The organism is Rhizobium sp. 01T437 (genome assembly GCF_056398505.1).
Map to the genome: position 1 here is coordinate 93,770 of NZ_JBFTPM010000013.1, position 21,392 is coordinate 115,161.

Consider the following 21,392-nt stretch of genomic DNA (forward strand, 5'->3'; position numbering starts at 1 on the left):
CACAGGGCCATAAATTTCCACTTGTCACCATCGCTATTATGTATATACATATTAATCCATAAAGAAAGGCGTAAAGCTGATGAGTGGGAACAAATTTTCCAGATCGGGTCGCGGCTCCGCCGCCCGTTCGCTTTGGCGCAACGCGCGCCTGGCGACGCTGCGGGAGGATCTGACGGGCCTCGGCATTATCGACAAAGGCGCCATCGTTTGCGAAGGCGGCCGTATCCTGTTTGCCGGGCCGGAAGGCGAATTGCCGTCCGCCCTGATCGAGACGGCCGAGATCACGGATCTTGAAGGCCGCTGGGTCACGCCGGGCCTCGTCGACTGCCACACGCATATCGTCTATGGCGGCAATCGGGCGCGAGAATTCGAGATGCGCCTTGAAGGCGCCACCTATGAAGAGATTGCGCGCGCCGGCGGCGGCATCGTCTCCTCGGTAAAGGCAACCAATGCACTGTCCGTCGAGGGCCTGGTCGAGGCCGCACTGCCGCGGCTCGATACGCTGCTCTGCGAGGGTGTCACCACCATCGAGATCAAATCCGGCTATGGCCTCAACATCGAGGCGGAGCTGAAGATGCTGCGCGCTGCTCGCGCGCTTGCAAATGTCCGACCCGTGCGGGTCGTCACCTCCTATCTCGGTGCTCATGCAACACCTGTCGAATACAGGGGACGTAACCAGGATTATATTAATGAAGTGGTCCTGCCTGGACTGGAACGGGCGCATGCGGAAGGCCTCGTCGATGCCGTCGACGGCTTCTGCGAAGGCATCGCCTTCTCGGTCGACGAGATTGGCCGAGTCTTCGACAAGGCCCGTTCGCTCGGTATTCCCGTCAAGCTCCATGCCGAGCAGCTTTCCAATCTCGGCGGCGCAAAACTAGCAGCCTCCTACGGTGCGCTTTCGGCCGATCATCTGGAATATCTGGATGAGGACGGCGCGCGGGCAATGGCTGCGGCCGGCACGGTTGCCGTGCTGCTTCCGGGCGCCTTCTACGCGATCAACGAAAAGCAGAAGCCACCGGTTCAGGCCTTGCGCCAGACCGGCGTGCATATCGCAATCGCCACGGACTGCAATCCCGGCACCTCGCCGCTCACGTCCATGCTGCTCACCATGAACATGTCGGCGACCCTGTTCGGGTTGACCGTGGAAGAATGCATTGCCGGGGCAACCCGCGAGGGCGCACGCGCGCTCGGCCTGCTTGCCGAAACAGGGACGCTCGAAGCCGGCAAGTCCGCCGATCTGGCGGTCTGGAATATCGAGAGCCCGGCCGAGCTCGTCTATCGCATCGGCTTCAACCCGCTTTATGCGCACATTTTCAAGGGCGAGAGGATCGACCGATGACCATCACTCTCCATCCGGGTTCCGTTTCACTTCAGGATCTCGCCACCATCTATTGGACCGGCGTTCCGGCAAAACTCGATCCCTCCTTTGATGCGAGGATCCTCAAGGCGGCGAAACGTATTGCCGAGATCGCTGCCGGCAATGCGCCGGTTTACGGCATCAATACCGGCTTCGGTAAACTTGCCTCGATCAAGATCGACAGCGCCGATGTCGCCACACTCCAGCGCAATCTCATCCTTTCCCATTGCTGCGGCGTCGGCGAGCCGCTGCCGGAAAATGTCGTGCGTCTCATCATGGCGCTGAAGCTCGTTTCGCTCGGCCGTGGTGCCTCCGGCGTGCGGCTCGACATTGTGCGGCTGATCGAAGCGATGATGGCGCGCGGCGTCATTCCGGTCATCCCGGAAAAGGGCTCGGTCGGCGCCTCCGGCGATCTTGCACCGCTTGCCCATATGAGCGCCGTGATGATGGGCCACGGCGAGGCGTTCTTCGGTGGCGAGAGGCTGCATGGTGCAACGGCGCTTGTCAAAGCCGGGCTGCAACCCGTCGTGCTGGCAGCCAAAGAAGGCCTGGCGCTCATCAACGGCACGCAGACCTCGACGGCCCTTGCGCTTGCCGGCCTCTTCCGTGCGCACCGGGCGGCGCAATCGGCGCTGATTACCGGCGCCATGTCGACGGATGCGGCCATGGGCTCGTCCGCACCATTCCATCCCGATATCCATACGCTCCGCGGCCATCGCGGTCAGATCGATACGGCAGCGGGCCTACGCGCCCTGCTCGAAAACTCACCGATCCGCCAGAGCCATATCGAGGGCGACGAGCGTGTGCAGGATCCCTATTGCATCCGCTGCCAGCCGCAGGTCGACGGCGCCTGCCTCGATCTCCTGCGCTCGGTTGCCGGCACGCTCGAGATCGAAGCCAATGCGGTGACCGACAATCCGCTGGTCCTGTCGGATAATTCCGTCGTCTCCGGCGGCAATTTCCATGCCGAACCCGTTGCCTTTGCCGCCGACCAGATCGCGCTTGCCGTCTGCGAGATCGGGGCGATCGCCCAGCGCCGCATCGCGCTGCTCGTCGATCCCGCTCTTTCCTACGGTCTGCCGGCCTTCCTCGCCAAGAAGCCGGGGCTCAATTCCGGCCTGATGATCGCCGAAGTCACATCCGCCGCGTTGATGAGCGAAAACAAACAGATGTCGCACCCGGCCTCCGTCGATTCGACACCGACCTCGGCCAACCAGGAAGACCATGTGTCCATGGCCTGCCACGGCGCACGCAGGCTTCTGCCGATGACCGAAAATCTCTTTGCGATCATCGGCATCGAGGCGCTCACCGCAGCACAAGGGGTGGAGCTTCGCGCACCGCTTGCGACCAGCCCCGAGCTCAAGAAAGCGATCGCCGCTATCCGCGCTGTTGTGCCGTCGCTGGAGGAAGATCGCTACATGGCGAACGATCTGAAGGCGGCGACGGTGCTCATTGCGAGCGGCGGTCTCAACGCATCCGTTTCAAGCGGTGTCCTGCCCGCTCTGGAGGTTTGACATGTCTGTTTTCGAGGTCAAGCAAGGCACTTCCCCCGTCATCCTCGGCTTTCCTCATACGGGTACCGAGGTTCCGGCCGATATATGGGAACGCCTTGATGAGAATGGCCGGCTGCTTGCCGATACCGACTGGCACATCCACCAGCTCTACGACGGCTTGCTCGACAATCCGACCACGGTGCGCGCGACGTTCCATCGCTACGTGATCGATGCCAACCGCGATCCCTCGGGCACCAGCCTCTATCCCGGCCAGAACACGACCGGGCTGATCCCGGAGACGGATTTCGACGGCAAGGCAATCTGGAAGGATGGGCCCACGCCGACCGAGGCCGATATCGCCGTCCGGCTGCGCGATTTTCATGCGCCCTACCATCGCGCCCTTGCAGCCGAGATCGAACGGGTCAAATCCATTCATGGCGTCGCCGTTCTCTACGACTGCCACTCCATCCGCTCGCACATTCCCTTCCTCTTCGAGGGCAAGCTGCCGGATTTCAATATCGGCACCGATATGGGCAAGACCTGCGATCCGGCGATCGAGCAGGCGACCATCGCCATTGCGTCGGCTGCGGCAGGCTATGACAGCATCCTGAACGGCCGCTTCAAGGGCGGCTGGACGACGCGCCATTACGGCAAGCCGGAAACCGGCGTCCATGCCATCCAGATGGAGCTCGCACAATCCACGCATCTTGCAACCGAAGCGCCACCCTTCGCCTATGACGGCGAGGAGGCCGACAATCTGCGCATCCATCTCAAATCCATTCTGACGCGGATCGAAGAGATCGCGCTTGGTCTGAAACGCTAGAAAGGGAACATCATCATGACCGTAAACCCGCGCCACAATATCCGCGAAATCCGTGCGCCGCGCGGCGATCAGCTGAACGCCAAGAGCTGGATGACCGAAGCGCCGCTGCGCATGCTCATGAACAATCTCGACCCTGACGTCGCAGAAAATCCGCATGAGCTCGTCGTCTATGGCGGCATTGGCCGTGCAGCCCGCACCTGGGACGATTTCGATCGCATCACTGCAACGCTGAAGACGCTCAACGAGGACGAGACGCTGCTGGTTCAGTCCGGCAAGCCGGTCGGCGTCTTCCGCACCCACAAGGATGCGCCGCGCGTGCTGATTGCCAATTCCAACCTCGTGCCGCACTGGGCGACCTGGGACCATTTCAACGAGCTCGACAAGAAGGGCCTTGCCATGTACGGCCAGATGACGGCCGGCTCGTGGATCTATATTGGTACGCAGGGCATCGTGCAGGGCACCTACGAGACCTTCGTGGAAGCCGGCCGCCAGCACTATGACGGCAATCTCACGGGCAAGTGGATCCTGACCGGCGGCCTCGGCGGCATGGGCGGCGCCCAGCCTCTCGCCGCCGTCATGGCCGGCGCCTGCTGCCTGGCCGTCGAATGCGACGAGACCCGCATCGATTTCCGCCTGCGCACCCGTTATGTCGACGAAAAGGCCCATACGCTGGATGAGGCGCTGGAAAAGATCGAACGCTGGACCAAGGCGGGCGAAGCAAAGTCGGTCGGCCTTGTCGGCAATGCCGCCGAAATCTTCCCGGAACTCGTTCGTCGCATGAAGGCCGGCGGCCCGCGCCCCGATATCGTCACCGACCAGACTTCGGCGCATGACCCCCGCAACGGCTACCTTCCGGTCGGCTGGACCGTCGCCGAAGCCAAGGCCAAGCGCGAGAGCGATCCGAAAGCGGTCGAAGTCGCTGCCCGCGCCTCGATGAAGGCGCACGTGGAGGCGATGGTCGCCTTCTGGGATGCCGGTGTTCCGACACTCGATTACGGCAACAACATTCGCCAGGTCGCCAAGGACGAGGGCCTGGAAAACGCCTTCGCCTTCCCGGGCTTCGTGCCGGCCTATATCCGCCCGCTCTTCTGCCGCGGCATCGGTCCGTTCCGCTGGGCCGCCCTGTCGGGCGATCCCGAAGATATCTACAGGACCGACGCCAAGGTGAAGGAGCTGCTGCCCGACAACAAGCACCTGCACAACTGGCTCGACATGGCGCGCGAGCGCATTGCCTTCCAGGGCCTGCCGGCACGCATCTGCTGGGTCGGCCTCGGCGACCGCCACCGCCTCGGCCTTGCCTTCAACGAGATGGTCAAGAATGGCGAGCTGAAGGCGCCCGTCGTCATCGGCCGCGACCACCTCGATTCCGGTTCCGTCGCCTCGCCGAACCGCGAGACGGAAGCCATGAAGGACGGCTCGGATGCCGTCTCCGACTGGCCGCTCCTGAATGCCCTGCTCAACACCGCCTCCGGCGCCACCTGGGTCTCGCTGCATCATGGCGGCGGCGTCGGCATGGGCTTCTCGCAGCATTCCGGCATGGTCATTTGCGCCGACGGCACTGACGATGCGGCCCGCCGCCTCGGAAATGTTCTCTGGAACGATCCGGCGACCGGCGTCATGCGCCATGCCGATGCCGGCTATGACATCGCCATCGATTGCGCCAAGGAAAAGGGCCTGCGCCTGCCCGGCATCCTCGGAAACTGAGCCATGAGGGTCCTGCGCGCTGCCGATCACAAGCGTATGCCGTGGAAGAATGGCGGCGGCGAAACGGTGGAAATTGCCATTTCGCCGCTGAGCGCGGGACTTGCCGATTTCGATTGGCGGGTCAGCACGGCAACCGTTGCCTCCGATGGGCCCTTCTCCGTCTTTCCCGGGATCGACCGCACGCTGTCGATCCTGGAAGGCAACGGTATGCGGCTCTTCATCGAGGGGCATGAGCAGGTGCTCCTGACGCAGGAGAGCGAACCCCTCGCCTTTGCTGCCGATATCGCCGTCTCGGCAACGCTACCGGATGGCACAATCACCGACCTGAACGTGATGACCAGGCGGGGTACCGTGAGGCACGCAGTCGCGCGGCATTTCATCGATGGCAAGAAGAGCCTGGCGTTTGCGAAAGGGATTTTCCTGCTCTTTTGCGCCAATGGAGCTCTGGCGGCGCGAACGGGTGCGCAGAGCATCGAACTCGACGCCGGCGATGCAATGCTGCTTGAAGAGAGCGATGGCGGCAGGCTCGATCTTTCCGGCCAGGCGCGCTGCTACGCCATCTCGATCGAGGAGGCGTAAAATCATGGAATGGGCTAGGGAAATCGCTTTTTCGGGGCAAGTTCCATATACAACTAGCCTATTCCTCGAAGATCTTGCCGCTGCGCGTTTCCAGCCTGTAGCGATGTCCGGGATAGACGAGGCGCGCCGTCGAGACCACCTGGCGGGCCGACCAGGTGCGTCGGCGGATGGCAAGGCACGGCTCATTCTGCAAGATTGTCAGCAGCTTGCATTCCCAGGCGCGCGGCACCACCGCCTCGACGATATGCTCCGATGCGCTGAGCGGTGCCGCCGCCGTCAGATAGGCATTCGGCGTCAGCGTCGAAAAGTCCTGCGCCAGATAGTCGGGCACGGCCCCCGGATTGACGAAGCGGTCCTCGATCTGCACGGGCACGCCATTTTCGTTGTGGACGATCAGCGAGTGGAAAACCGGCGCACCGATCTCAAGCTCCAGCGCATCGGCAACCTCCGGAGAGGCCGGCTCCTCGGCCAGAACGATGACTGTCGCCTCGTGGACATGGCCGCGCTCGGTGATCTCGTCGGCGATATTGCGCACCTCGAAGAGCGCCGAATAGCCCTTGCGTTCCGCAACGAAGGAACCGACGCCCTGGATGCGGAGGAGTTCGCCTTCGTTCGCCAGTTCCCGGAGCGCCCGGTTGGCGGTCATCTTGCTGACGCCGAGCTCCACCACCAGCTCGTTTTCGGAGGGCACGCGGTGTCGCGGGGGCCATTCGCCGCTACGGATCCGGTCGAGAATGACCTGCTTGACACCGGCATAAAGCGGGCCGCCGTCATTTTCCGCCAGTTCGCGCTTCATCTCGCCGGAACGCTTCATTGCCTATTCCCTTTGCATGAATGGAATCTGCCTTTTAAATCGACTTTCCACTTGCATATCACAAAATATCTCATATGGTACCCTATACAACCTGCCGATCCAAAAATGAAACAAAGGATCAGGACGGGCAAGCCGGCGAAGATCGGCATTCATACCGCAAGGTCTGTCCAATCTCAGAGGAGATCACATCAATGAAGCTCAGCACGATTCTTCTTTCCTGCGCGATGACGGCAGCCGCCTTTGCGGCTCCTGCCTCTGCCAAGGACTGGACGAAGGCGACCATCACGCTCGAAGGCGCCTACGCTCCCTGGAACCTCACCAATGCCGACGGCTCGCTCGGCGGCTTCGAACCGGAGCTTGCCAAGGTCCTGTGCGAACGCGCCAAGATCGAATGCACGCTGGTCGCATCCGACTGGGACGGCATGATCCCGGCGCTGAATGCCGGCAAGTTCGACGTCATCATGGATGCGCTGTCGATCACTGACGAGCGCAAGCAGGTCATCGACTTCACGGTTCCTTATGCAGCAACACCGGCAGCCTTCGCCACCGCCAAGGACAGCCCGCTCGCCAATGCAGCCGGCACCGGTGCGACCGTCAAGATGACGCCCGGCCAGACCGGCGTGAAGGAAATCGACGCGCTCAAGGAAGCCTTCAAGGGCAAGACGATCGGCATCCAGGCGGCAACCGTCTACGCCAAGTTCGTCTATGACAATTTCGGTAGCATTGCCGAGATCCGCGAATACAAGACGGGTGCTGACCGCGACCTCGACCTCCAGAACGGCCGCATCGACCTCGGCTTCGACGATGCCGTCTATTTCAACAATGCCTTTGAAGCCGCCAATGGCGCGCTGACCTTTACCGGTCCGGAAGTCGCCGGCTCCATCTGGGGCGAAGGCGAAGGCCTCGGCATCCGCAAGGCCGATACGGACCTGCGCGACAAGTTCAGCGAAGCGATCAAGTCCGCACTTGCCGACGGCACGGTCAAGAACCTCTCCATGAAGTGGTTCAAGGTCGACGTCAGCCCGCAGAACTAAGCTTTCGATCAAAAGCCGCGTTCCGTGGTCTCCGCTTTGCGATCGGAGACCACGTGCTATTCTGACCGCCCGTCATCACGACGAAGACAGCGCTGGGAAGGCCCATGGCGATACTCGAACTGATTGGATTCGGCTCAACCGGGTGGGGAGCGTTCCTCCTCCTCGGCACATTGCTGACGCTCTGCGTGACCGCCACCGCACTTGCAATCGGTGCCGTGCTCGGCGCGATCATCGCGGCCGCGAAGCTCTCCAGCAATTTCGTGCTCGTCACGATCGGCCATATCTACACCACCGTCTTCCGCGGTGTTCCGGAACTGCTGATCATCTATCTGATCTATTTCGGCGGTTCTTCGGCCATTACCGCGATCGGCCAGTCCATGGGTTATGAAGGCTTTCTCGGCCTGCCATCCTTTGCCGCCGGCGCGCTTGCCGTCGGCATCATCTCCGGCGCCTATCAGGCGGAGGTCTATCGTGGCGCCTACAACGCCATTTCCAAGGGCGAGCTCGAGGCAGCTTCGGCAATCGGCATGCATCGCGGCCTGCGGTTTCGCCGCATCATCATTCCCCAGGTCCTGCGCCTTGCCATTCCCGGCCTCGGCAATGTCTGGCAGCTCAGCCTGAAGGACTCGGCGCTGATTTCGGTAACCGGCCTTGCCGAATTGATGCGTTCGAGCCAGGTCGCCGCGGGTTCGACCCGGCAATATTTCCTCTTCTATATCGTCGGCGGCGCGCTCTACCTGATCCTCACCAGCCTGTCCGACCGCGTCTTCAACGGCGCCGAGCGCAAGGCCAATCGCAGCATGCCGGCTTCGGCCATGGGTCAGGCATAGGGGGGAACAGATGGACATCGCCTTCCTCTTCAGCACCATGGTCACGCTCTTGAAGGCCGTGCCGACGACGCTGATCCTGTTCTTCCTGTCGGTCTTCTTTGGCGGATTGCTGGCGCTCGTCATCGTCGCCATGCGCGTCAGCGGCAATCCGATCCTCTCCGGCTTCGCCAAGGGCTACATCTTCGTCTTCCGCGGCTCGCCGCTCCTGATCCAGATGTTCCTGGTCTTTTACGGGCTCGGCCAGTTCGGCGTCATCCGCTATTCTTTCCTCTGGCCCTTCCTGCGCGAGCCGATGGTCTGCGCGGTTCTCTCGCTCGCACTCTGCACTGCCGGCTACTCGGCCGAGATCTTCCGCGGCGGCATTCGCGCCGTCTCGCCGAAGGAAATCGAGGCAGCGCGCGCCATCGGCATGTCCGGCTTCCTGATGGTGCGCCGCATCCTGGCGCCGATCGCCTTCCGGCATGCGCTGCCGGCCTATTCGACCGAGATCGTGCTGATGATGAAATCGACCGCACTCGCAAGCCTCGTGACGGTCTGGGAAGTGACGGGCGTCGCACAGCGGCTGATTTCGCAGACCTACCGCACGATGGAAGTCTTTCTCTGTGCGGCCATCATCTACCTCGTTTTGAACTTCATCATCCTGCAGGCCATGTCCCTGCTGGAATACTGGCTGTCCCGACATCGCCGCGCCATTCCGGCGGCGCTGAAGGCTTGAACCCGACTGAACGTGATTGGAGCTTCCATGCCCGGCGTAACCCGACTTTCGGTCCGCAATATTCGCAAGAGCTTCGGCACCCATGAAGTGCTGCGCGGCATATCGCTCGATGCCGAGGATGGCGACGTGATCTCGCTGCTCGGCGCGTCTGGCTCCGGCAAATCCACTTTCCTGCGCTGTATCAACCTTCTTGAAGTGGCGAGCGACGGCGAAATCTGGGTCGACGGCGAACACATCCAGATGATCCACAAGAACGGCAAGACAAAGCCGGCGAGCCAGAAGCAGGTCGACCATATCCGCTCAGAACTCGGCATGGTCTTCCAGTCCTTCAATCTGTGGTCTCATATGACCATCCTGCAGAATGTCATTGAAGGACCGGTCCATGTCTTGAAGCGGCCGCGGGCCGAATGCATCGCCGAAGCCGAAGCACTGCTCGAAAAGGTCGGCATTGCCGACAAGCGCCATGCCTACCCGGCGCATCTTTCGGGCGGCCAGCAGCAGCGGGCGGCCATTGCCCGTTCGCTTGCCATGAAGCCGAAGGTCATGCTGTTCGACGAGCCGACGTCGGCGCTCGATCCGGAACTGGTCGGCGAAGTGCTGCGCGTCATGCGCGCGCTCGCCGAAGAGGGCATGACCATGCTCGTCGTCACCCACGAAATGAGCTTTGCCCGCAATGTGTCGAACCGCGTCGTCTTCATGCGCGAAGGGCTGGTCGAGAGCAGCGGCACGCCGAACGAAATGTTCGGCGGCGGCGCGTCGCCGGCCTTCCGCCAGTTCATCGGCCATTTCGGAAGCGGCCAATGACCATCACCATCGACAGGGTTGCCGGCTGGCGCGATATCGCGCGCGTGGCCGAGGGGGAAGCGCTTGGCCTATCGCAAGCGGCCTGGGATCGTGTCACGCATGCAAGCCGCATCGTCGAGCGGATCGTCGAGACCGGCGTGCGGGCCTATGGCATCAATACCGGCGTTGGTGCGCTTTCTGATACCGTTGTCGACAGGGCCTCGCAGAGCAGACTGTCACGCAACATCATTCTTAGCCATGCGGTTGGCGTCGGCGAATTGCTGGCGCCGCGCGAGGTGCGCGCCATCATCGCCGCGCAGATCGCCAATTTTGCCCACGGGCATTCCGGCGTGCGTCCCGAGATCCTCCGCCATCTCGCCACTTTTCTCGAAAAGGGCTGCATTCCTGACGTTCCCTCCAAGGGTTCGGCGGGCTACCTCACCCATAACGCCCACAATGCGCTGGTGCTGATCGGCGAAGGCAGCGCCAGCGTTAAGGGCGGCCATATGAGCGGCCGCGACGCGCTTGCCGCCATCGGCCTCGAACCATTGGTGCTCGGTGCCAAGGAAGGGCTTAGCCTCGTCAACGGCACAGCCTGCGCGACCGGGCTTGCAAGTGTTGCCCTGGCGCGCGCCGAGCGGCTTCTCGACTGGGCCGATGCGATCGCGGCACTCACGCTTGAAGCGGCCGGCTGCCAGATGGCGGCCTTCGATGCTGCTGTTCTGGCACTGCGTCCCTCCAAGGGCATCGCCAGCGTCGGCGCCTCGCTGCGTGCCAGGCTTGCTGGCAGCGGGCTGATATCAGCTGCGACAGGCAAACGGACGCAGGACGCGCTCAGCCTGCGTTCGATCCCGCATGCCCATGGTGCTGCACGCGATGTCTTCGATATTTCGGCCCTCGTCGTCGATCAGGAACTTGCCTCCGTCACCGACAATCCCGCCGTATCCGGCACGCCCGAGGAGCCGATCATATCCTCCGAAGCACATGCCGTAGCCCCTGCCCTTGCACAGGCTGCCGATAGTCTTGCGACGGCCCTCGCTCAGATTTCCGCCATGAGCGAACGGCGCATGGACCGCCTCGTCAATCCGCTCGTGAGCGGCCTGCCGCCATTCCTGGCAAGCGACGCCGGCAGCAATTCCGGCCTCATGATCGCGCAATATACGGCAGCAGCCCTTGCCAACGAGAACCGGCGACTTGCCGCACCGGCCTCCACCGATGGCGGTATCACATCCGGCCTGCAGGAGGATTTCCTGGCGCACCCGACGGCCGCCGCCAACAAGCTTCTCACGCTGATCGATAATGCCGAATACATCCTGGCGATCGAATTGATGGCGGCTGCGCAGGCCCACGAATTCCTCGTCGGTACCGCGTCGAGGGCGACGGGCACGGATGCTATCTACAAAGCCGTTCGCACGATCGTGCCTGCCTATGCCGATGACCGGCCGCTTTCGCGCGACATCGAGGCCTTGCGCGGACTGATCCGTAAGGCCGCAGCACCAGCAATTCCCTGAGGAGACTTCATGACCGCCAGCTTCGACGTCGCCGTTATCGGCCTCGGTGCCATGGGGAGTGCTGCGCTCGCCTTTCTGGCAGCCCGCGGTGTCAGGGCGATCGGCTTCGATGCCTATTTTCCCGCCCATGCGCTGAGTTCCTCGCATGGCGACAGCCGCCTGATCCGGCTCGGCTATTTCGAGGACCCGTCCTATGTTCCGCTGCTCAAGCGCGCCTATCAGAACTGGCGGTCGCTGGAGGCACGCCTGCGCACCGAGATCCTGACGATAACAGGCGTGTTGCAGATCGGCGCACCGGACAGCAAGATCGTTGCCGGTACGCGCGCTTCCTCCGAACTCCACGGACTAGCCTATGAGGCGCTGGACAAGGAAGAGATGGCGCGCCGCTTTCCGGCCTTCCAGCTCGACGATCATGAGATGGCGCTGTTTGACCCGCTGGGCGGCTATCTTCGTCCCGAGGCGGCTGTGCTCGGCTACCTGAGGCTTGCTGTCGAGGACGGCGCGGTCCTCCATTTCGGCGAGAAAGTGACCGCAATCGAGCCCAATGATGCCGGCGTGACGATCATCTCTGAAACCGGGCGGTATCGGGCAGGGAAAATCGTTGTGGCGACCGGATCGTGGATTGCCGAACTGATACCCCAACTGAAGCAGGCGGCGGTGCCAATCCGTCAGGTGGTTGCCTGGTATCAGCCGCAGGATGATGTCGCGACGCAGCCGCAGCGCATGCCCTGTTTCCTGCGGGACGAAGGTGCGCAAGGCACGTATTTCGGTTTTCCCGCCATCGGCGTCGACGGGGTGAAGGTCGGCAAGCACGCACATTTCCGCGAGCCGATCGATCCTAACAAGCCAAACCCGCCCGTCAACGATGCCGACCGGAACTTGCTTGACAGCTTCATCAGGAAGCGTGTTCCGGCTGCGGCCGGTCTTCGCATGAAGGAAACGACCTGCCGCTATACGATGCTGCCGAGCGAGGACTTTCTTCTCGACCATGTGCCAGGCGAAAAGAACATTGTCGTCGCTTCGCCCTGCTCCGGCCACGGCTTCAAGTTCACGAGCGTCGTCGGCGAAATCCTGGCGGATCTTGCCATTGATGGGCAGACCGACCTGCCGATCAATGCCTTTTCCTTTGCCAAGATCTGAGTACCAGCTCTCAGGAGCTGGCGATGATCATGTCAGTTCGGGACCGCGTAGATATGCGTCTTGTCCGCAATTTCCCGCTTCTCGCGGATGAGATTCAGGAAAGCGCGCTCATCGAGGTTTTCGGCATCAAGCCCTTCCCAGTCGAGCGCCGTCTGCATGAGCGCCATATCCACTAGACGCACGAGATCCATGAGCTCCAGTGATGAAGCACTATCTCTTGCTGCAGAAATAAGACGGAAGAGCCGCAGGAATCCCACCGGCCCATTGCTATCAATCATATCAGAAATTCCATCGGCCATCGCCTTGATTTGCCTCCGAGCTTGGCGAAAGTTTCGCGATCGGGCAGGCCCGCCTGCATCGGTCCCGAAACGGAATGTTGAAATCGGATCTTGCCCGCTGCAAAACGCTAACACACCCCATGAGTTGCGTAAATGACCCGATTAGATCGATTTAAATCACTATAATAAAGTCGCTTTATTGAAATATCGAAATAGAAATGGACACCCAATCGGTAGTATTTTTCAGAAGCCCGCGACCAGAATGGACGTTCGCGATCTTTAAACTGCGACTTCTCAACGCCTATAAGCTGTCGTTCTTCAACAATTGCCCGTAATCCCCGATTAAGTATATTGTTGCGCCTCCACTGATACGCGAGGCGGTCGTGAACAAAGCCTTCCCTCCTCTTCCATTCGGCAGCGAACGCGCCGATCTGGATAAATCGCCACTTGAAATCAGAGGCCTGCTTTCGCGGCCGATCTGGCGCGAACTCAGGACCTTTCTGGCGGTCGCCAAAAGCCCTTCCTTTGCTCAAGCCGCTGAGCTGCTCGGCACCAGTGCGCCAACCGTCAGCCGTGATGTGAAGCGCCTTCAGGACCAGATCGGATCGCAACTGGTCATCTCGACCTTTTCCGGCGTCACGCTGACGGAAACCGGGCGCAAGCTCGCCATCCAGGTTGCAGAGCTCGATTTCCAGCTGTTTTCCCTTTCCAACGACCTGAAGGATGAGATGGACGCCGTCACCGGACGGGTTGCCGTCAGCGTGACCTCCGGCCTTGCCGTCGCCATCGTCGCTCCCGCCGTGCCCAGGCTGAACGACAACTATCCGCGCCTCAATCTCGACATCCGGGAACAGGTGTCGCTCGTCAATTTCGAGAAGAACCAGGCCGATCTGATGATCTCGCTCTCTCCGATTTCGAGGGCGGATGTCGATTGCGTCGAGATCGGCACTCTTCATCTCATTCCGATCGCCAGCCGTGATTATCTGAAGAAATCCGGTGTCCCGCAGCGCCAGTTCATCTCCCAGCATGTCTATGTGCAGTGCAACTATTATGCTTCCGAACGCGAGATCTGGGATGGCTGGCGCGGCCTCGTCGAAGCCGGCCACCAGACCCACAACTGTGAGAATTCGCTTGCCTACTTTGCTCTCGTTCGCAACGGCGCCGGCGTGGGGCTGCTCGGCAATTACGTGCTCGCAGATCCCGAACTCGTACCGCTTGACCTCGGCGTGCATGTCGCCTTGCCCGTCTATCTGACCTCGGTTGCCAATCGCCGGCAATCGAGACCGGTGGCCGCCGTCTATGACTGGATCGTCGATATTTTCAGGACCAACCCGTCTTTCGACGGCAGATTGACCTTCCCGTCCGGGCGGCACGAACAGGAAGAAAGCTTGCGCAAGATGCTCGAAACTATCGCTCCTCCGCCGCCTTCACAATTTGGCTGAGCTCTTCCGAGATCGAAAGATAGGCATTCGCGACATCCTCCAGGAAGCCGGCGAGCTCGACCGGCTGCACTGTCGGATCATTGATGAGACGACGCACCATTTCGGTGTGTAGTTTCGTGCGCGTGAGAATTTCCTCCTGCAGCGCAGCCGTTGCAGACATGTCGCCCGCGTTCCTCAAACCTGCCATTGTTATGCTGTCTCAAACGAACTCGGGGCGTCCCATTGACCTTCGATGCGCAACAGCATGGCGCTGCTGCTTTCCATGGTAATCGGATCAGATGACGCGGGGATCGTGCCGACAACGGTCAGATAGGGCTCGGGATGGCCGGCAATTTCCACCGGCGGGCTGTCGACGATCTCCAGATCGAAGAGGATGGTCCATAGCCGCGCGAGGCGCTGCTCGGCCTGGGTCAGAACCTTCGTATAGCCCTTGCGCGCTACGTGATCGAAGGTCATCTGAATGCAACGCTTAACCGTAAAAGGGTGTCGGTACTTTTCGCGGAAGCAGGTTCGTTCATACTTGGCAAAGTCAGCGAACCAGCGGATGCGAAGCGAGCCGACCGGCTCTTCGCCATCATAAAAGACGAAATGCGTGGCCTGGTGATCATTACCGTCGAAGATGAAGGAGGGCGAGATACCGTGCTCATGGACAAAGCAGATGCTTCTCAAGATCATCGCATCCCGAACATGGTCCGGGGTCGTTGCGACTTGGCATCGAAGATTGGGATATTTGTTCACCATCGGTCGGCCTCTTTTTCTGTGCAACCCACTTCAACTCCAGAACGTCTGCGAAGCGAAGGACGAAGATTTCAGGGGGGATTTCAAAAATGACGGACCCTGCCAATCCGATGGCAACCATCATCGCTCTCTGCGCGGAAGGGGCACGCCGGTTTGGCGACGACCCACAGGCCATTGCGAGCTTCGTCGAAAATGAGATTGCGCGTCTGTCCGAGAGAGAACAGCGCCAACTCAAAGAACAACTGACGCTTTTGACAGATGGAGGTGGATCTCAAAAGCCGATCATGTAAAGAGAACCTGCAAGATCTGCAGTCGACGGAAGTATTCTCAAGGATAGGCATGAAAGATCAGGAACTGAATTTGGCAATCGGCCAGAGATTACGCTCCGTGCGCGCCGCTCGCGGCATCACCCAGAGCGAACTCGCTGCGCATATCGGCGTCGCGTTTCAGCAGATCCAGAAATACGAGAATGGTACAAACCGCCTGTCCGTCGCGGTCATGCTGCGGCTATGCGGCTTCATGAAGGTGGATGCCGGCTGGTTCATCAACGGCATCGAAACCGAGGCGGGCGCTGGCGTCGAGGACGAGGCAGCCTATCTTGCCAGGGAAATCGAGCGTATCTCGGATCTGAAGATCCGACGCGATCTGACGATGCTGATCCACTCCCTGGCCGCCACCGATGTGGCGAACTGACCCCGTCTCCAGCAGGAAAACCAACAGCAATCCATTTGCCCGCGGCGCGGCGCTCACCTGATGGGGCGCGCCTTCTTTGAGCGGCCTCGCAGGCAAGCTGCGAGACCGAACCGTTTCTGGCAGCCTCAGGCGGCGTTCGGATAACGCGCAGCGTACCAGGTCTTGAACAGGCGATACTGGTTTTCGAGGTGACGGCGCTGCGAGTTGCTCAGCTTGTCGGTCTCGTTGAAGTGCAGCGTGTATTCCTTCTCGCCGTTCAGCACCATCAGATACTTGTAGTGCAGCACGAGATCTGGACCTTCGTCATAGGTCGACAGAACCATCAGCGCCTCTTCGAGCTCGCGGGCGGCGCTGCGGGCGGCCGCATCACCCTTGGCCGCCTGTTCGCAGAGCGAAACGAGATGCAGCACTTCCTTCGGCAGCGCGTTGCCGATGCCGGTGATGGCCCCGCCCGCGCCGCAATTGACAAAGCCGTGATAGACGCCGGTATCGACACCGACCATCAGCGTCAGTGCATCATCGCCCGACGTGATGTTTTCGGCCGCATAGGTCATGTCGCTCTTGCCGCCGAACTCCTTGAAGCCGACGAGATTCGAAAAGCGCGAACGCAGATCGAAGAACAGATCGGCGCGCGTCGCAAAGCCGTAATAGGGGCTGTTGTAGATGACTGCCGGCAGGCCCTTGGCCGCTTCGAGGATCGCCGAGAAATGGTCCCGCTGGGCCGAAACGGACGAACCGCGCGACAGAACGCGGGGGATGACCATCAACCCCTTGGCGCCAACAGCCGCAGCATGCGCAGCATGGGCGACGGCCGACTTGGTGTTGACGGCACCAGTGCCGACGATGACGGGAACACCTGCTTCGACGAGGCGCTTGACACCTTCCTGACGCTGTTCGTCGGTCAAGAGCGGCCAGTCGCCCATCGAACCGCAATAGACGACGGCGGACATGCCGAGATCGATCAGGTCCTTGCCCTTGCGGGCAAGCGCGTCAAAATTTGGGGTGCGGTCGTCGTTGCAGGGCGTCATGAGCGCCGGGATGCAGCCTTGGAATACGGAACCAGTCATCGCCAATCTCTCGTTCTCTGGAAAACTCCCCGGATAGCGGGGTTGATGAGGCATGTAGCACCTTGCCGACTTCTTGTCGACAAGAAAAATACAGAGAATGATTTCCTTCAGTGCTGGGCGAGGCACTGCTGCTATGGTGCGAGAATTTTGCGGGCGGCTAGAGCGCCAGCTTAGCGTTCTGGCGGGAATCGGCGGTAATGTAGGAGCGGATTTGGCCTACGATCTGATCAGCGTGGGCAGATGCCAGGCTGTCGGCCAGCGTCACGTCGCGATTGATGATCGCCTGGATCATCTCCTCGTGCTCGCCGACATATTGGCGCGGCAGCACATCGTTGAAGGAGGAATAGTAGAGCCTCAGAATGCGGCGGCCTTCATCCAGCAGCCGGGTGAAAAGCTCGACGTAATATCTGTTCCGGCCGGCCTGGGCGATCGCGATATGGAAGTCTCGATTGGTCGAAATCATGCCGAGCACATCACGGCTGGTGACCGCCGCCTCGAAAGCCTTCTGCTGCACAAGGATAGCGGCGATATCGCCTTCGGCGTGATTGGCAGCCGCAAGCCGGGTGGTGACGCGGTACATCAGCGTCAGCGCATCGAAAAATTCCGGCAGGCCGAGGAAATCGATGTTCGAGACGATCGTCGCGCGGTTGGTGAGCGTGGTGATCAGGCCTTCGGCAGCAAGCCGCACCAAGGCTTCGCGGATCGGCGTGCGCGACAGCGCAAAACGATCCGACAGCTGTTGTTCGTCGATCGGGCTGCCCGGCGGCAATTTCAGCTCGATGATCTCGTTTCGAAGCGTCTCATAGACCGTCGATACGCCGGAGCCGCGCCTGTGCGTTTGCAGTTTTTCGGTCTCGTCCACGCGCCCATCGTCCTTTCAAGCAGCCGAGTTTACACCCAGTTACTAGCGAATCCGCAAAAGGACTTCAAACTTAATATACTTTCTGTCGGCAGATGGAATTTTGAATGTTCCTTTTACCTCGGCGGGGAGACGGCGGCGCCTATTCCTGCTTGCCCGGCTTGCCGACGCGCAGGGCGTCGCTCAATTCCATCCGCGCCGTTCCGATCAGCTGCTCCATGGCAAAACGCGCCGCATCGGGCCGCCGCATGCGGATGGCATCAAGCACGTCCTGATGCCGGGCGATGGCGTAATCATGGCTCTGGCTTGCCCGGTTGGTCAGGCGAAAGCTTGCGAGCAGGGCGGCGCGGATGGCGGTGGCGAACTGGCGGAACACCCAGTTGCCGCTGGCATTGATGATGGCGGTGTGGAATTCGAGGTCGGCCTGGCTCCAGGCCTCGTTGTCGCGGGCGTTGGCGGCCACCATGTCCTCGAAGGCTTCGGCGATCTGGGCGAGCTGCTTGGCTGTGGCGTTGGCAGCGGCCTGTGCGGCTGCTGCCGGCTCCAGAAGCTGGCGGGCATCGAGGAGCGAATCGTAAAAGCTGCGGTCGTCGCTGAATTCGAGCGTCGCATCGAGGACCATCGGATCAAGATAGTTCCAGTTCTCGCGCGGCAGCACGCTCGTGCCGGCACGCGTGCGGGAGCGGATCATGCCGAGAGCCGACAGATATTGCATCGCCTCCCGAAGGCTGGTGCGGCTGACGCCATAGACCTCGGAAAGCTCCGCTTCGTTCGGCAGCAGCGAGCCTTCGGCAATGTCCCCGGATACGATCTGCCCGATGAGCTTCTTCAACAGCTCCTCGCGCACCGTGCGCCGTCCCTGTTCCAGGTTGGCTGACGTACTTCCCGTTCGCAGAAGTCCTGATCGCGTGCTCATAACGTCCCCCGTACCGCTGGTCTGGTTGTCACCATGAGCAGCGCCATGCTTTCTCATCAATGTGCAACCGCAGGCTCAGCGGGCTTCTCCCAAGAAATCTGATCATCACGCGCGACTGCCGCGCCCGGCGGCCGACGAGCGCATATTGTCGAGCAGGACGGCGATCAGAAGGATAAGACCGCGCACCACATATTGATAGAAGGCCTGGATGTTGAGCAGGTTCATGACGTTTTCGGCAATGCCCATGATCAGCACGCCGACGATCACGCCGGTCATCGCCGCGCGGCCACCGGCAAGCGACACGCCGCCGAGCACGCAGGCTGAGATGACGGAGAGTTCCAGGCCGGTCGCCGCATTGGGCTGGCCGGACGTGATGCGCGAGGCAAGCAGGATACCGGCGATGGCACAGACGAAGCCCTGCAGTGCGAAGATCCAGATGCGCATGGTGACGACATTGACGCCGGCAAGGCGCGAAGCCTCCGGATTGCCGCCGATCGCCAGCGTATTCTTGCCGAAGACAGTGCGGTTCAAGACGAAGCCGAAGACGATGAAGAGCAGAGCCATGATCCAGATCGGCGTCGGCACCGTGAGAAAGCGCGACAGCGCCAGCTGGTAGAAGGCCGGATCGTTGATGCCGACGGCGCGGCCGTCAGAGGCGATCAGCGCCAGGCCGCGGACGATCTGCATGGTCGCGAGCGTCGTGATCAGCGCATTGATGCGGAAACGGGCGATGACCACGCCGTTGACGACGCCGACGATGCTGCCACAGACGAGCGCTGCCAGCAGGCCAAGCGGAATGGAGCCGGTCGCATTCGATACCATGACTGCGATCATGCCGGAAAAGGCGACGGTCGAGCCGACGGAAAGGTCGAAGTCGCGCGAGGCAAGGCAGAACATCATGGTGCAGGCGACGATACCGATCGTCACCACCGATTGCAGGAGGCCCAGCATATTGCGTTCGGTCAGGAAGCTCGGCACGGTCAGCGAGACGATTACGAAGGCGATCGAAAAGATCACCACCAGACCCTGTTCGCCGAGAAGGATTTTTTTTAACGCGTTCATCACTGCTGTTCCTGAAATTAGATGGTACCGGCGGCATTCTTGTCGGGGAGTGCCGCGGTTAGAATGCTGCGTTCGTCGAAATCGGCGCGCACCACGTCGCCGGCAACGCGGCCCTGGCACATGACCATGATGCGATCGGAAATGCCCATGACTTCGGGCAGCTCACTGGAGATGACGACGATCGCCATGCCGCCGGCTGCGAGCTCGTAGAGGATTTCATAGATTTCCGACTTGGCGCCGACATCGATACCGCGCGTCGGCTCGTCGATGACCAGCACCTTGACGCCCTGTTCCGAGAGCCAGCGGCCGAGAATGACTTTCTGCTGGTTACCGCCGGAGAGATTGATGATGTCCTGCTTGCGCGAGGGCGTGCGCACCCTGAGCTTGGCGATAAACTGGTCGGCGACCGAGGCTTCCTTCTTCGGGTTCAGAACGCCGAAGGGCGAGAAATGCCGGCGCGAGGAGATCGCGATATTTTCCTCGATCGACCGGCCCTGGATGATGCCGTCGAACTTGCGGTCCTCCGGGCAGAGAACCATGCCGGCATTGATCGCCGCCTTCGGATTGTTGGGAGAAACAGCAACGCCATCGATCGCAACACTGCCCTGATGGCGGTGGTCGGCGCCATAGAGCAGACGGGCCATCTCGCTTCGCCCGGCACCGATCAGGCCGAAGAAGCCGAGGATTTCGCCCTTGCGGACGGAAAAGCTGATTGGGGTACGGAGCTTCGAACCGGAGAGGGCCTTGACCTCGAGGCGTACCTCACCGAGCCGGCGTTCGCGCCAGCCCCAGATATTACTGATCTCGCGCCCGACCATTTCGGCGATGATCTGCTCGCGGGTCGTCTCGGCGACTTTTGGGTGGTGGGCGGCAAGCTTGCCGTCACGCAGGACGGTCAGGCTGTCGCAAAGCCGGAAGATCTCGTCGAGGCGATGGGAGACATAGAGGATAACGGTGCCCTTGGCCTTCAGCTTGCCGATGAGGGAAAACAGGATTTCGCTTTCGCGCGAGGATAGCGACGAGGTCGGCTCGTCGAGCGCGATGACGCGGGCGTCAAGCATGACGGCCTTGGCGATCTCCACCATCTGGCGGGCGCCGATCGAAAGCGCGGATACTTTTACCGAGGGATCGACGTCGATACCGATCTCATCGAGCTTGGCGCGCACAGTCTCGACCAGCGTCTTGCCGTTGATGACGCCGGCCTTGCCGGGAAAGCGGCCAAGCCAGAGGTTTTCGGCAACCGTCAGTTCCGGAACAAGCTGAAGTTCCTGATGGATGACGATGACGCCGGCATGGAAGGCATCGCGGACGGAGCTGTATTTCTGCTCGACGCCATCGATGAGAATGCTGCCCTCATCGGCTGACTGGTCGCCCGAGAGCACGCGGATCAGGGTGGATTTGCCGGCGCCGTTTTCGCCCATCAACCCGTGCACGGCGCCCTTGTCGACGCCGAAGGAGACGTTGGAGAGCGCCTGGACGCCTGGATAGCCCTTGGAAATGGTCTTGAATTCGAGGAAAGCCATCATCGCTCCGTCGCGAATATGCCCGGCGGCC

The 21,392-nt window shown here is 61.2% G+C and carries 23 protein-coding genes; 14 read left to right on the forward strand and 9 right to left on the reverse strand.

The annotated features are described in order from the left end of the window. Nucleotides 1–79 precede the first annotated feature (79 nt). From hutI to AC1DM5_RS24710, 5 genes are read left to right on the forward strand one after another with little or no spacing between them, the layout of a single operon-like run. Entirely contained in the window at nt 80–1,339 is a 1,260-nt protein-coding gene (hutI, locus tag AC1DM5_RS24690) for an imidazolonepropionase (RefSeq protein ID WP_477975910.1), read from the forward strand. Continuing rightward, nucleotides 1,336–2,871, forward strand: coding sequence for a histidine ammonia-lyase (hutH, locus tag AC1DM5_RS24695; RefSeq protein WP_477820510.1), 1,536 nt, complete (start codon nt 1,336–1,338; stop codon nt 2,869–2,871). The genes hutI and hutH overlap by 4 nt, the downstream gene beginning before the upstream one ends. Nucleotide 2,872: 1 nt before the next feature. Beyond that, nucleotides 2,873–3,673 carry an N-formylglutamate deformylase gene (hutG, locus tag AC1DM5_RS24700; protein WP_477820509.1) on the forward strand — a complete coding sequence of 267 codons (801 nt, stop codon included), beginning with the start codon at nt 2,873–2,875 and terminating at the stop codon, nt 3,671–3,673. Between the two features lie 15 nt (nt 3,674–3,688). Further along, complete coding sequence (gene hutU / locus AC1DM5_RS24705; protein WP_477820508.1) at nt 3,689–5,377, forward strand: urocanate hydratase; 1,689 nt, start codon at nt 3,689–3,691, stop codon at nt 5,375–5,377. Between the two features lie 3 nt (nt 5,378–5,380). After that, complete coding sequence (locus AC1DM5_RS24710; protein ID WP_477820507.1) at nt 5,381–5,956, forward strand: HutD/Ves family protein; 576 nt, start codon at nt 5,381–5,383, stop codon at nt 5,954–5,956. 58 nt (nt 5,957–6,014) lie between these two features. Here the strand turns inward: AC1DM5_RS24710 and hutC are convergent, their stop codons facing one another. Next, nucleotides 6,015–6,770, reverse strand: a complete 756-nt coding sequence (gene hutC, locus AC1DM5_RS24715) for a histidine utilization repressor (RefSeq protein ID WP_477820506.1) — start codon at nt 6,768–6,770, stop codon at nt 6,015–6,017. Between the two features lie 191 nt (nt 6,771–6,961). Here hutC and AC1DM5_RS24720 point away from each other — a divergent pair, with 191 nt between their 5' ends. The 6 genes from AC1DM5_RS24720 to solA all read left to right on the forward strand — a co-directional run bounded on the left by AC1DM5_RS24720 (nt 6,962) and on the right by solA (nt 12,783). Continuing rightward, complete coding sequence (locus tag AC1DM5_RS24720) at nt 6,962–7,804, forward strand: transporter substrate-binding domain-containing protein (protein WP_477820505.1); 843 nt, start codon at nt 6,962–6,964, stop codon at nt 7,802–7,804. 104 nt (nt 7,805–7,908) lie between these two features. After that, nucleotides 7,909–8,634 carry an ABC transporter permease gene (locus AC1DM5_RS24725; protein WP_477820504.1) on the forward strand — a complete coding sequence of 242 codons (726 nt, stop codon included), beginning with the start codon at nt 7,909–7,911 and terminating at the stop codon, nt 8,632–8,634. 10 nt (nt 8,635–8,644) lie between these two features. Then, a complete protein-coding gene (locus AC1DM5_RS24730; RefSeq protein ID WP_477820503.1) occupies nt 8,645–9,349 on the forward strand; it encodes an ABC transporter permease in 705 nt (234 codons plus the stop codon). A 27-nt stretch (nt 9,350–9,376) separates the two neighbouring features. Then, complete coding sequence (locus AC1DM5_RS24735) at nt 9,377–10,153, forward strand: ABC transporter ATP-binding protein (protein WP_037108536.1); 777 nt, start codon at nt 9,377–9,379, stop codon at nt 10,151–10,153. Beyond that, nucleotides 10,150–11,643, forward strand: coding sequence for an HAL/PAL/TAL family ammonia-lyase (locus AC1DM5_RS24740; RefSeq protein WP_477820502.1), 1,494 nt, complete (start codon nt 10,150–10,152; stop codon nt 11,641–11,643). Before AC1DM5_RS24735 ends, AC1DM5_RS24740 begins: the two co-directional genes overlap by 4 nt. Nucleotides 11,644–11,652: 9 nt before the next feature. Next, on the forward strand, nt 11,653–12,783 hold the full coding sequence (gene solA, locus AC1DM5_RS24745) for an N-methyl-L-tryptophan oxidase (RefSeq protein ID WP_477820501.1): 1,131 nt from the start codon (nt 11,653–11,655) through the stop codon (nt 12,781–12,783). Nucleotides 12,784–12,815: 32 nt separating this feature from the next. On the opposite strand, the gene AC1DM5_RS24750 is transcribed toward solA, so the two are convergent. After that, nucleotides 12,816–13,082 carry a hypothetical protein gene (locus tag AC1DM5_RS24750; RefSeq protein ID WP_477820500.1) on the reverse strand — a complete coding sequence of 89 codons (267 nt, stop codon included), beginning with the start codon at nt 13,080–13,082 and terminating at the stop codon, nt 12,816–12,818. Between the two features lie 362 nt (nt 13,083–13,444). Here AC1DM5_RS24750 and AC1DM5_RS24755 point away from each other — a divergent pair, with 362 nt between their 5' ends. Continuing rightward, nucleotides 13,445–14,503 carry a LysR family transcriptional regulator gene (locus AC1DM5_RS24755; protein ID WP_477820499.1) on the forward strand — a complete coding sequence of 353 codons (1,059 nt, stop codon included), beginning with the start codon at nt 13,445–13,447 and terminating at the stop codon, nt 14,501–14,503. Here the strand turns inward: AC1DM5_RS24755 and AC1DM5_RS24760 are convergent. Continuing rightward, a complete protein-coding gene (locus AC1DM5_RS24760) occupies nt 14,469–14,663 on the reverse strand; it encodes a hypothetical protein (RefSeq protein ID WP_244430728.1) in 195 nt (64 codons plus the stop codon). The genes AC1DM5_RS24755 and AC1DM5_RS24760 overlap by 35 nt on opposite strands. 29 nt (nt 14,664–14,692) lie before the next feature. Beyond that, nucleotides 14,693–15,178 carry a GNAT family N-acetyltransferase gene (locus tag AC1DM5_RS24765; RefSeq protein WP_113182666.1) on the reverse strand — a complete coding sequence of 162 codons (486 nt, stop codon included), beginning with the start codon at nt 15,176–15,178 and terminating at the stop codon, nt 14,693–14,695. A gap of 152 nt (nt 15,179–15,330) precedes the next feature. Here AC1DM5_RS24765 and AC1DM5_RS24770 point away from each other — a divergent pair, with 152 nt between their 5' ends. Both AC1DM5_RS24770 and AC1DM5_RS24775 read left to right on the forward strand, forming a co-directional pair. Then, nucleotides 15,331–15,531 carry a hypothetical protein gene (locus tag AC1DM5_RS24770; RefSeq protein WP_025668967.1) on the forward strand — a complete coding sequence of 67 codons (201 nt, stop codon included), beginning with the start codon at nt 15,331–15,333 and terminating at the stop codon, nt 15,529–15,531. A 49-nt stretch (nt 15,532–15,580) separates the two neighbouring features. Then, nucleotides 15,581–15,934, forward strand: coding sequence for a helix-turn-helix domain-containing protein (locus tag AC1DM5_RS24775; RefSeq protein ID WP_113182634.1), 354 nt, complete (start codon nt 15,581–15,583; stop codon nt 15,932–15,934). 125 nt (nt 15,935–16,059) lie between these two features. On the opposite strand, the gene AC1DM5_RS24780 is transcribed toward AC1DM5_RS24775, so the two are convergent. The 5 genes from AC1DM5_RS24780 to araG form a co-directional block, all read right to left on the reverse strand. Continuing rightward, a complete protein-coding gene (locus AC1DM5_RS24780) occupies nt 16,060–17,001 on the reverse strand; it encodes a dihydrodipicolinate synthase family protein (protein WP_113182635.1) in 942 nt (313 codons plus the stop codon). Between the two features lie 157 nt (nt 17,002–17,158). Continuing rightward, nucleotides 17,159–17,863, reverse strand: coding sequence for a GntR family transcriptional regulator (locus AC1DM5_RS24785; RefSeq protein WP_477820498.1), 705 nt, complete (start codon nt 17,861–17,863; stop codon nt 17,159–17,161). Nucleotides 17,864–18,002: 139 nt separating this feature from the next. Then, a complete protein-coding gene (locus AC1DM5_RS24790; protein WP_025668963.1) occupies nt 18,003–18,776 on the reverse strand; it encodes a FadR/GntR family transcriptional regulator in 774 nt (257 codons plus the stop codon). 105 nt (nt 18,777–18,881) lie between these two features. Continuing rightward, a complete protein-coding gene (gene araH, locus AC1DM5_RS24795) occupies nt 18,882–19,838 on the reverse strand; it encodes an L-arabinose ABC transporter permease AraH (protein WP_477820497.1) in 957 nt (318 codons plus the stop codon). A gap of 17 nt (nt 19,839–19,855) precedes the next feature. Next, nucleotides 19,856–21,361 carry an L-arabinose ABC transporter ATP-binding protein AraG gene (gene araG, locus AC1DM5_RS24800; RefSeq protein ID WP_477820496.1) on the reverse strand — a complete coding sequence of 502 codons (1,506 nt, stop codon included), beginning with the start codon at nt 21,359–21,361 and terminating at the stop codon, nt 19,856–19,858. Between the last annotated feature and the right edge of the window lie 31 nt (nt 21,362–21,392).

Excerpts from the sequence above, each read along its gene's own strand:
- hutH (WP_477820510.1), top strand. The coding sequence starts at position 1,336 with ATGACCATCACTCTCCATCCGGGTTCCGTTTCACTTCAGGATCTCGCC.
- AC1DM5_RS24760 (WP_244430728.1), bottom strand. The coding sequence starts at position 14,663 with ATGTCTGCAACGGCTGCGCTGCAGGAGGAAATTCTCACGCGCACGAAA.
- hutG (WP_477820509.1), top strand. The coding sequence starts at position 2,873 with ATGTCTGTTTTCGAGGTCAAGCAAGGCACTTCCCCCGTCATCCTCGGC.
- AC1DM5_RS24740 (WP_477820502.1), top strand. The coding sequence starts at position 10,150 with ATGACCATCACCATCGACAGGGTTGCCGGCTGGCGCGATATCGCGCGC.
- AC1DM5_RS24730 (WP_477820503.1), top strand. The coding sequence starts at position 8,645 with ATGGACATCGCCTTCCTCTTCAGCACCATGGTCACGCTCTTGAAGGCC.
- hutC (WP_477820506.1), bottom strand. The coding sequence starts at position 6,770 with ATGAAGCGTTCCGGCGAGATGAAGCGCGAACTGGCGGAAAATGACGGC.
- araH (WP_477820497.1), bottom strand. The coding sequence starts at position 19,838 with ATGAACGCGTTAAAAAAAATCCTTCTCGGCGAACAGGGTCTGGTGGTG.
- AC1DM5_RS24780 (WP_113182635.1), bottom strand. The coding sequence starts at position 17,001 with ATGACTGGTTCCGTATTCCAAGGCTGCATCCCGGCGCTCATGACGCCC.
- AC1DM5_RS24725 (WP_477820504.1), top strand. The coding sequence starts at position 7,909 with ATGGCGATACTCGAACTGATTGGATTCGGCTCAACCGGGTGGGGAGCG.
- araG (WP_477820496.1), bottom strand. The coding sequence starts at position 21,361 with ATGGCTTTCCTCGAATTCAAGACCATTTCCAAGGGCTATCCAGGCGTC.
- AC1DM5_RS24720 (WP_477820505.1), top strand. The coding sequence starts at position 6,962 with ATGAAGCTCAGCACGATTCTTCTTTCCTGCGCGATGACGGCAGCCGCC.
- AC1DM5_RS24750 (WP_477820500.1), bottom strand. The coding sequence starts at position 13,082 with ATGGCCGATGGAATTTCTGATATGATTGATAGCAATGGGCCGGTGGGA.
- AC1DM5_RS24770 (WP_025668967.1), top strand. The coding sequence starts at position 15,331 with ATGACGGACCCTGCCAATCCGATGGCAACCATCATCGCTCTCTGCGCG.
- AC1DM5_RS24710 (WP_477820507.1), top strand. The coding sequence starts at position 5,381 with ATGAGGGTCCTGCGCGCTGCCGATCACAAGCGTATGCCGTGGAAGAAT.
- solA (WP_477820501.1), top strand. The coding sequence starts at position 11,653 with ATGACCGCCAGCTTCGACGTCGCCGTTATCGGCCTCGGTGCCATGGGG.
- AC1DM5_RS24790 (WP_025668963.1), bottom strand. The coding sequence starts at position 18,776 with ATGAGCACGCGATCAGGACTTCTGCGAACGGGAAGTACGTCAGCCAAC.
- AC1DM5_RS24775 (WP_113182634.1), top strand. The coding sequence starts at position 15,581 with ATGAAAGATCAGGAACTGAATTTGGCAATCGGCCAGAGATTACGCTCC.
- hutU (WP_477820508.1), top strand. The coding sequence starts at position 3,689 with ATGACCGTAAACCCGCGCCACAATATCCGCGAAATCCGTGCGCCGCGC.
- AC1DM5_RS24735 (WP_037108536.1), top strand. The coding sequence starts at position 9,377 with ATGCCCGGCGTAACCCGACTTTCGGTCCGCAATATTCGCAAGAGCTTC.
- hutI (WP_477975910.1), top strand. The coding sequence starts at position 80 with ATGAGTGGGAACAAATTTTCCAGATCGGGTCGCGGCTCCGCCGCCCGT.
- AC1DM5_RS24765 (WP_113182666.1), bottom strand. The coding sequence starts at position 15,178 with ATGATCTTGAGAAGCATCTGCTTTGTCCATGAGCACGGTATCTCGCCC.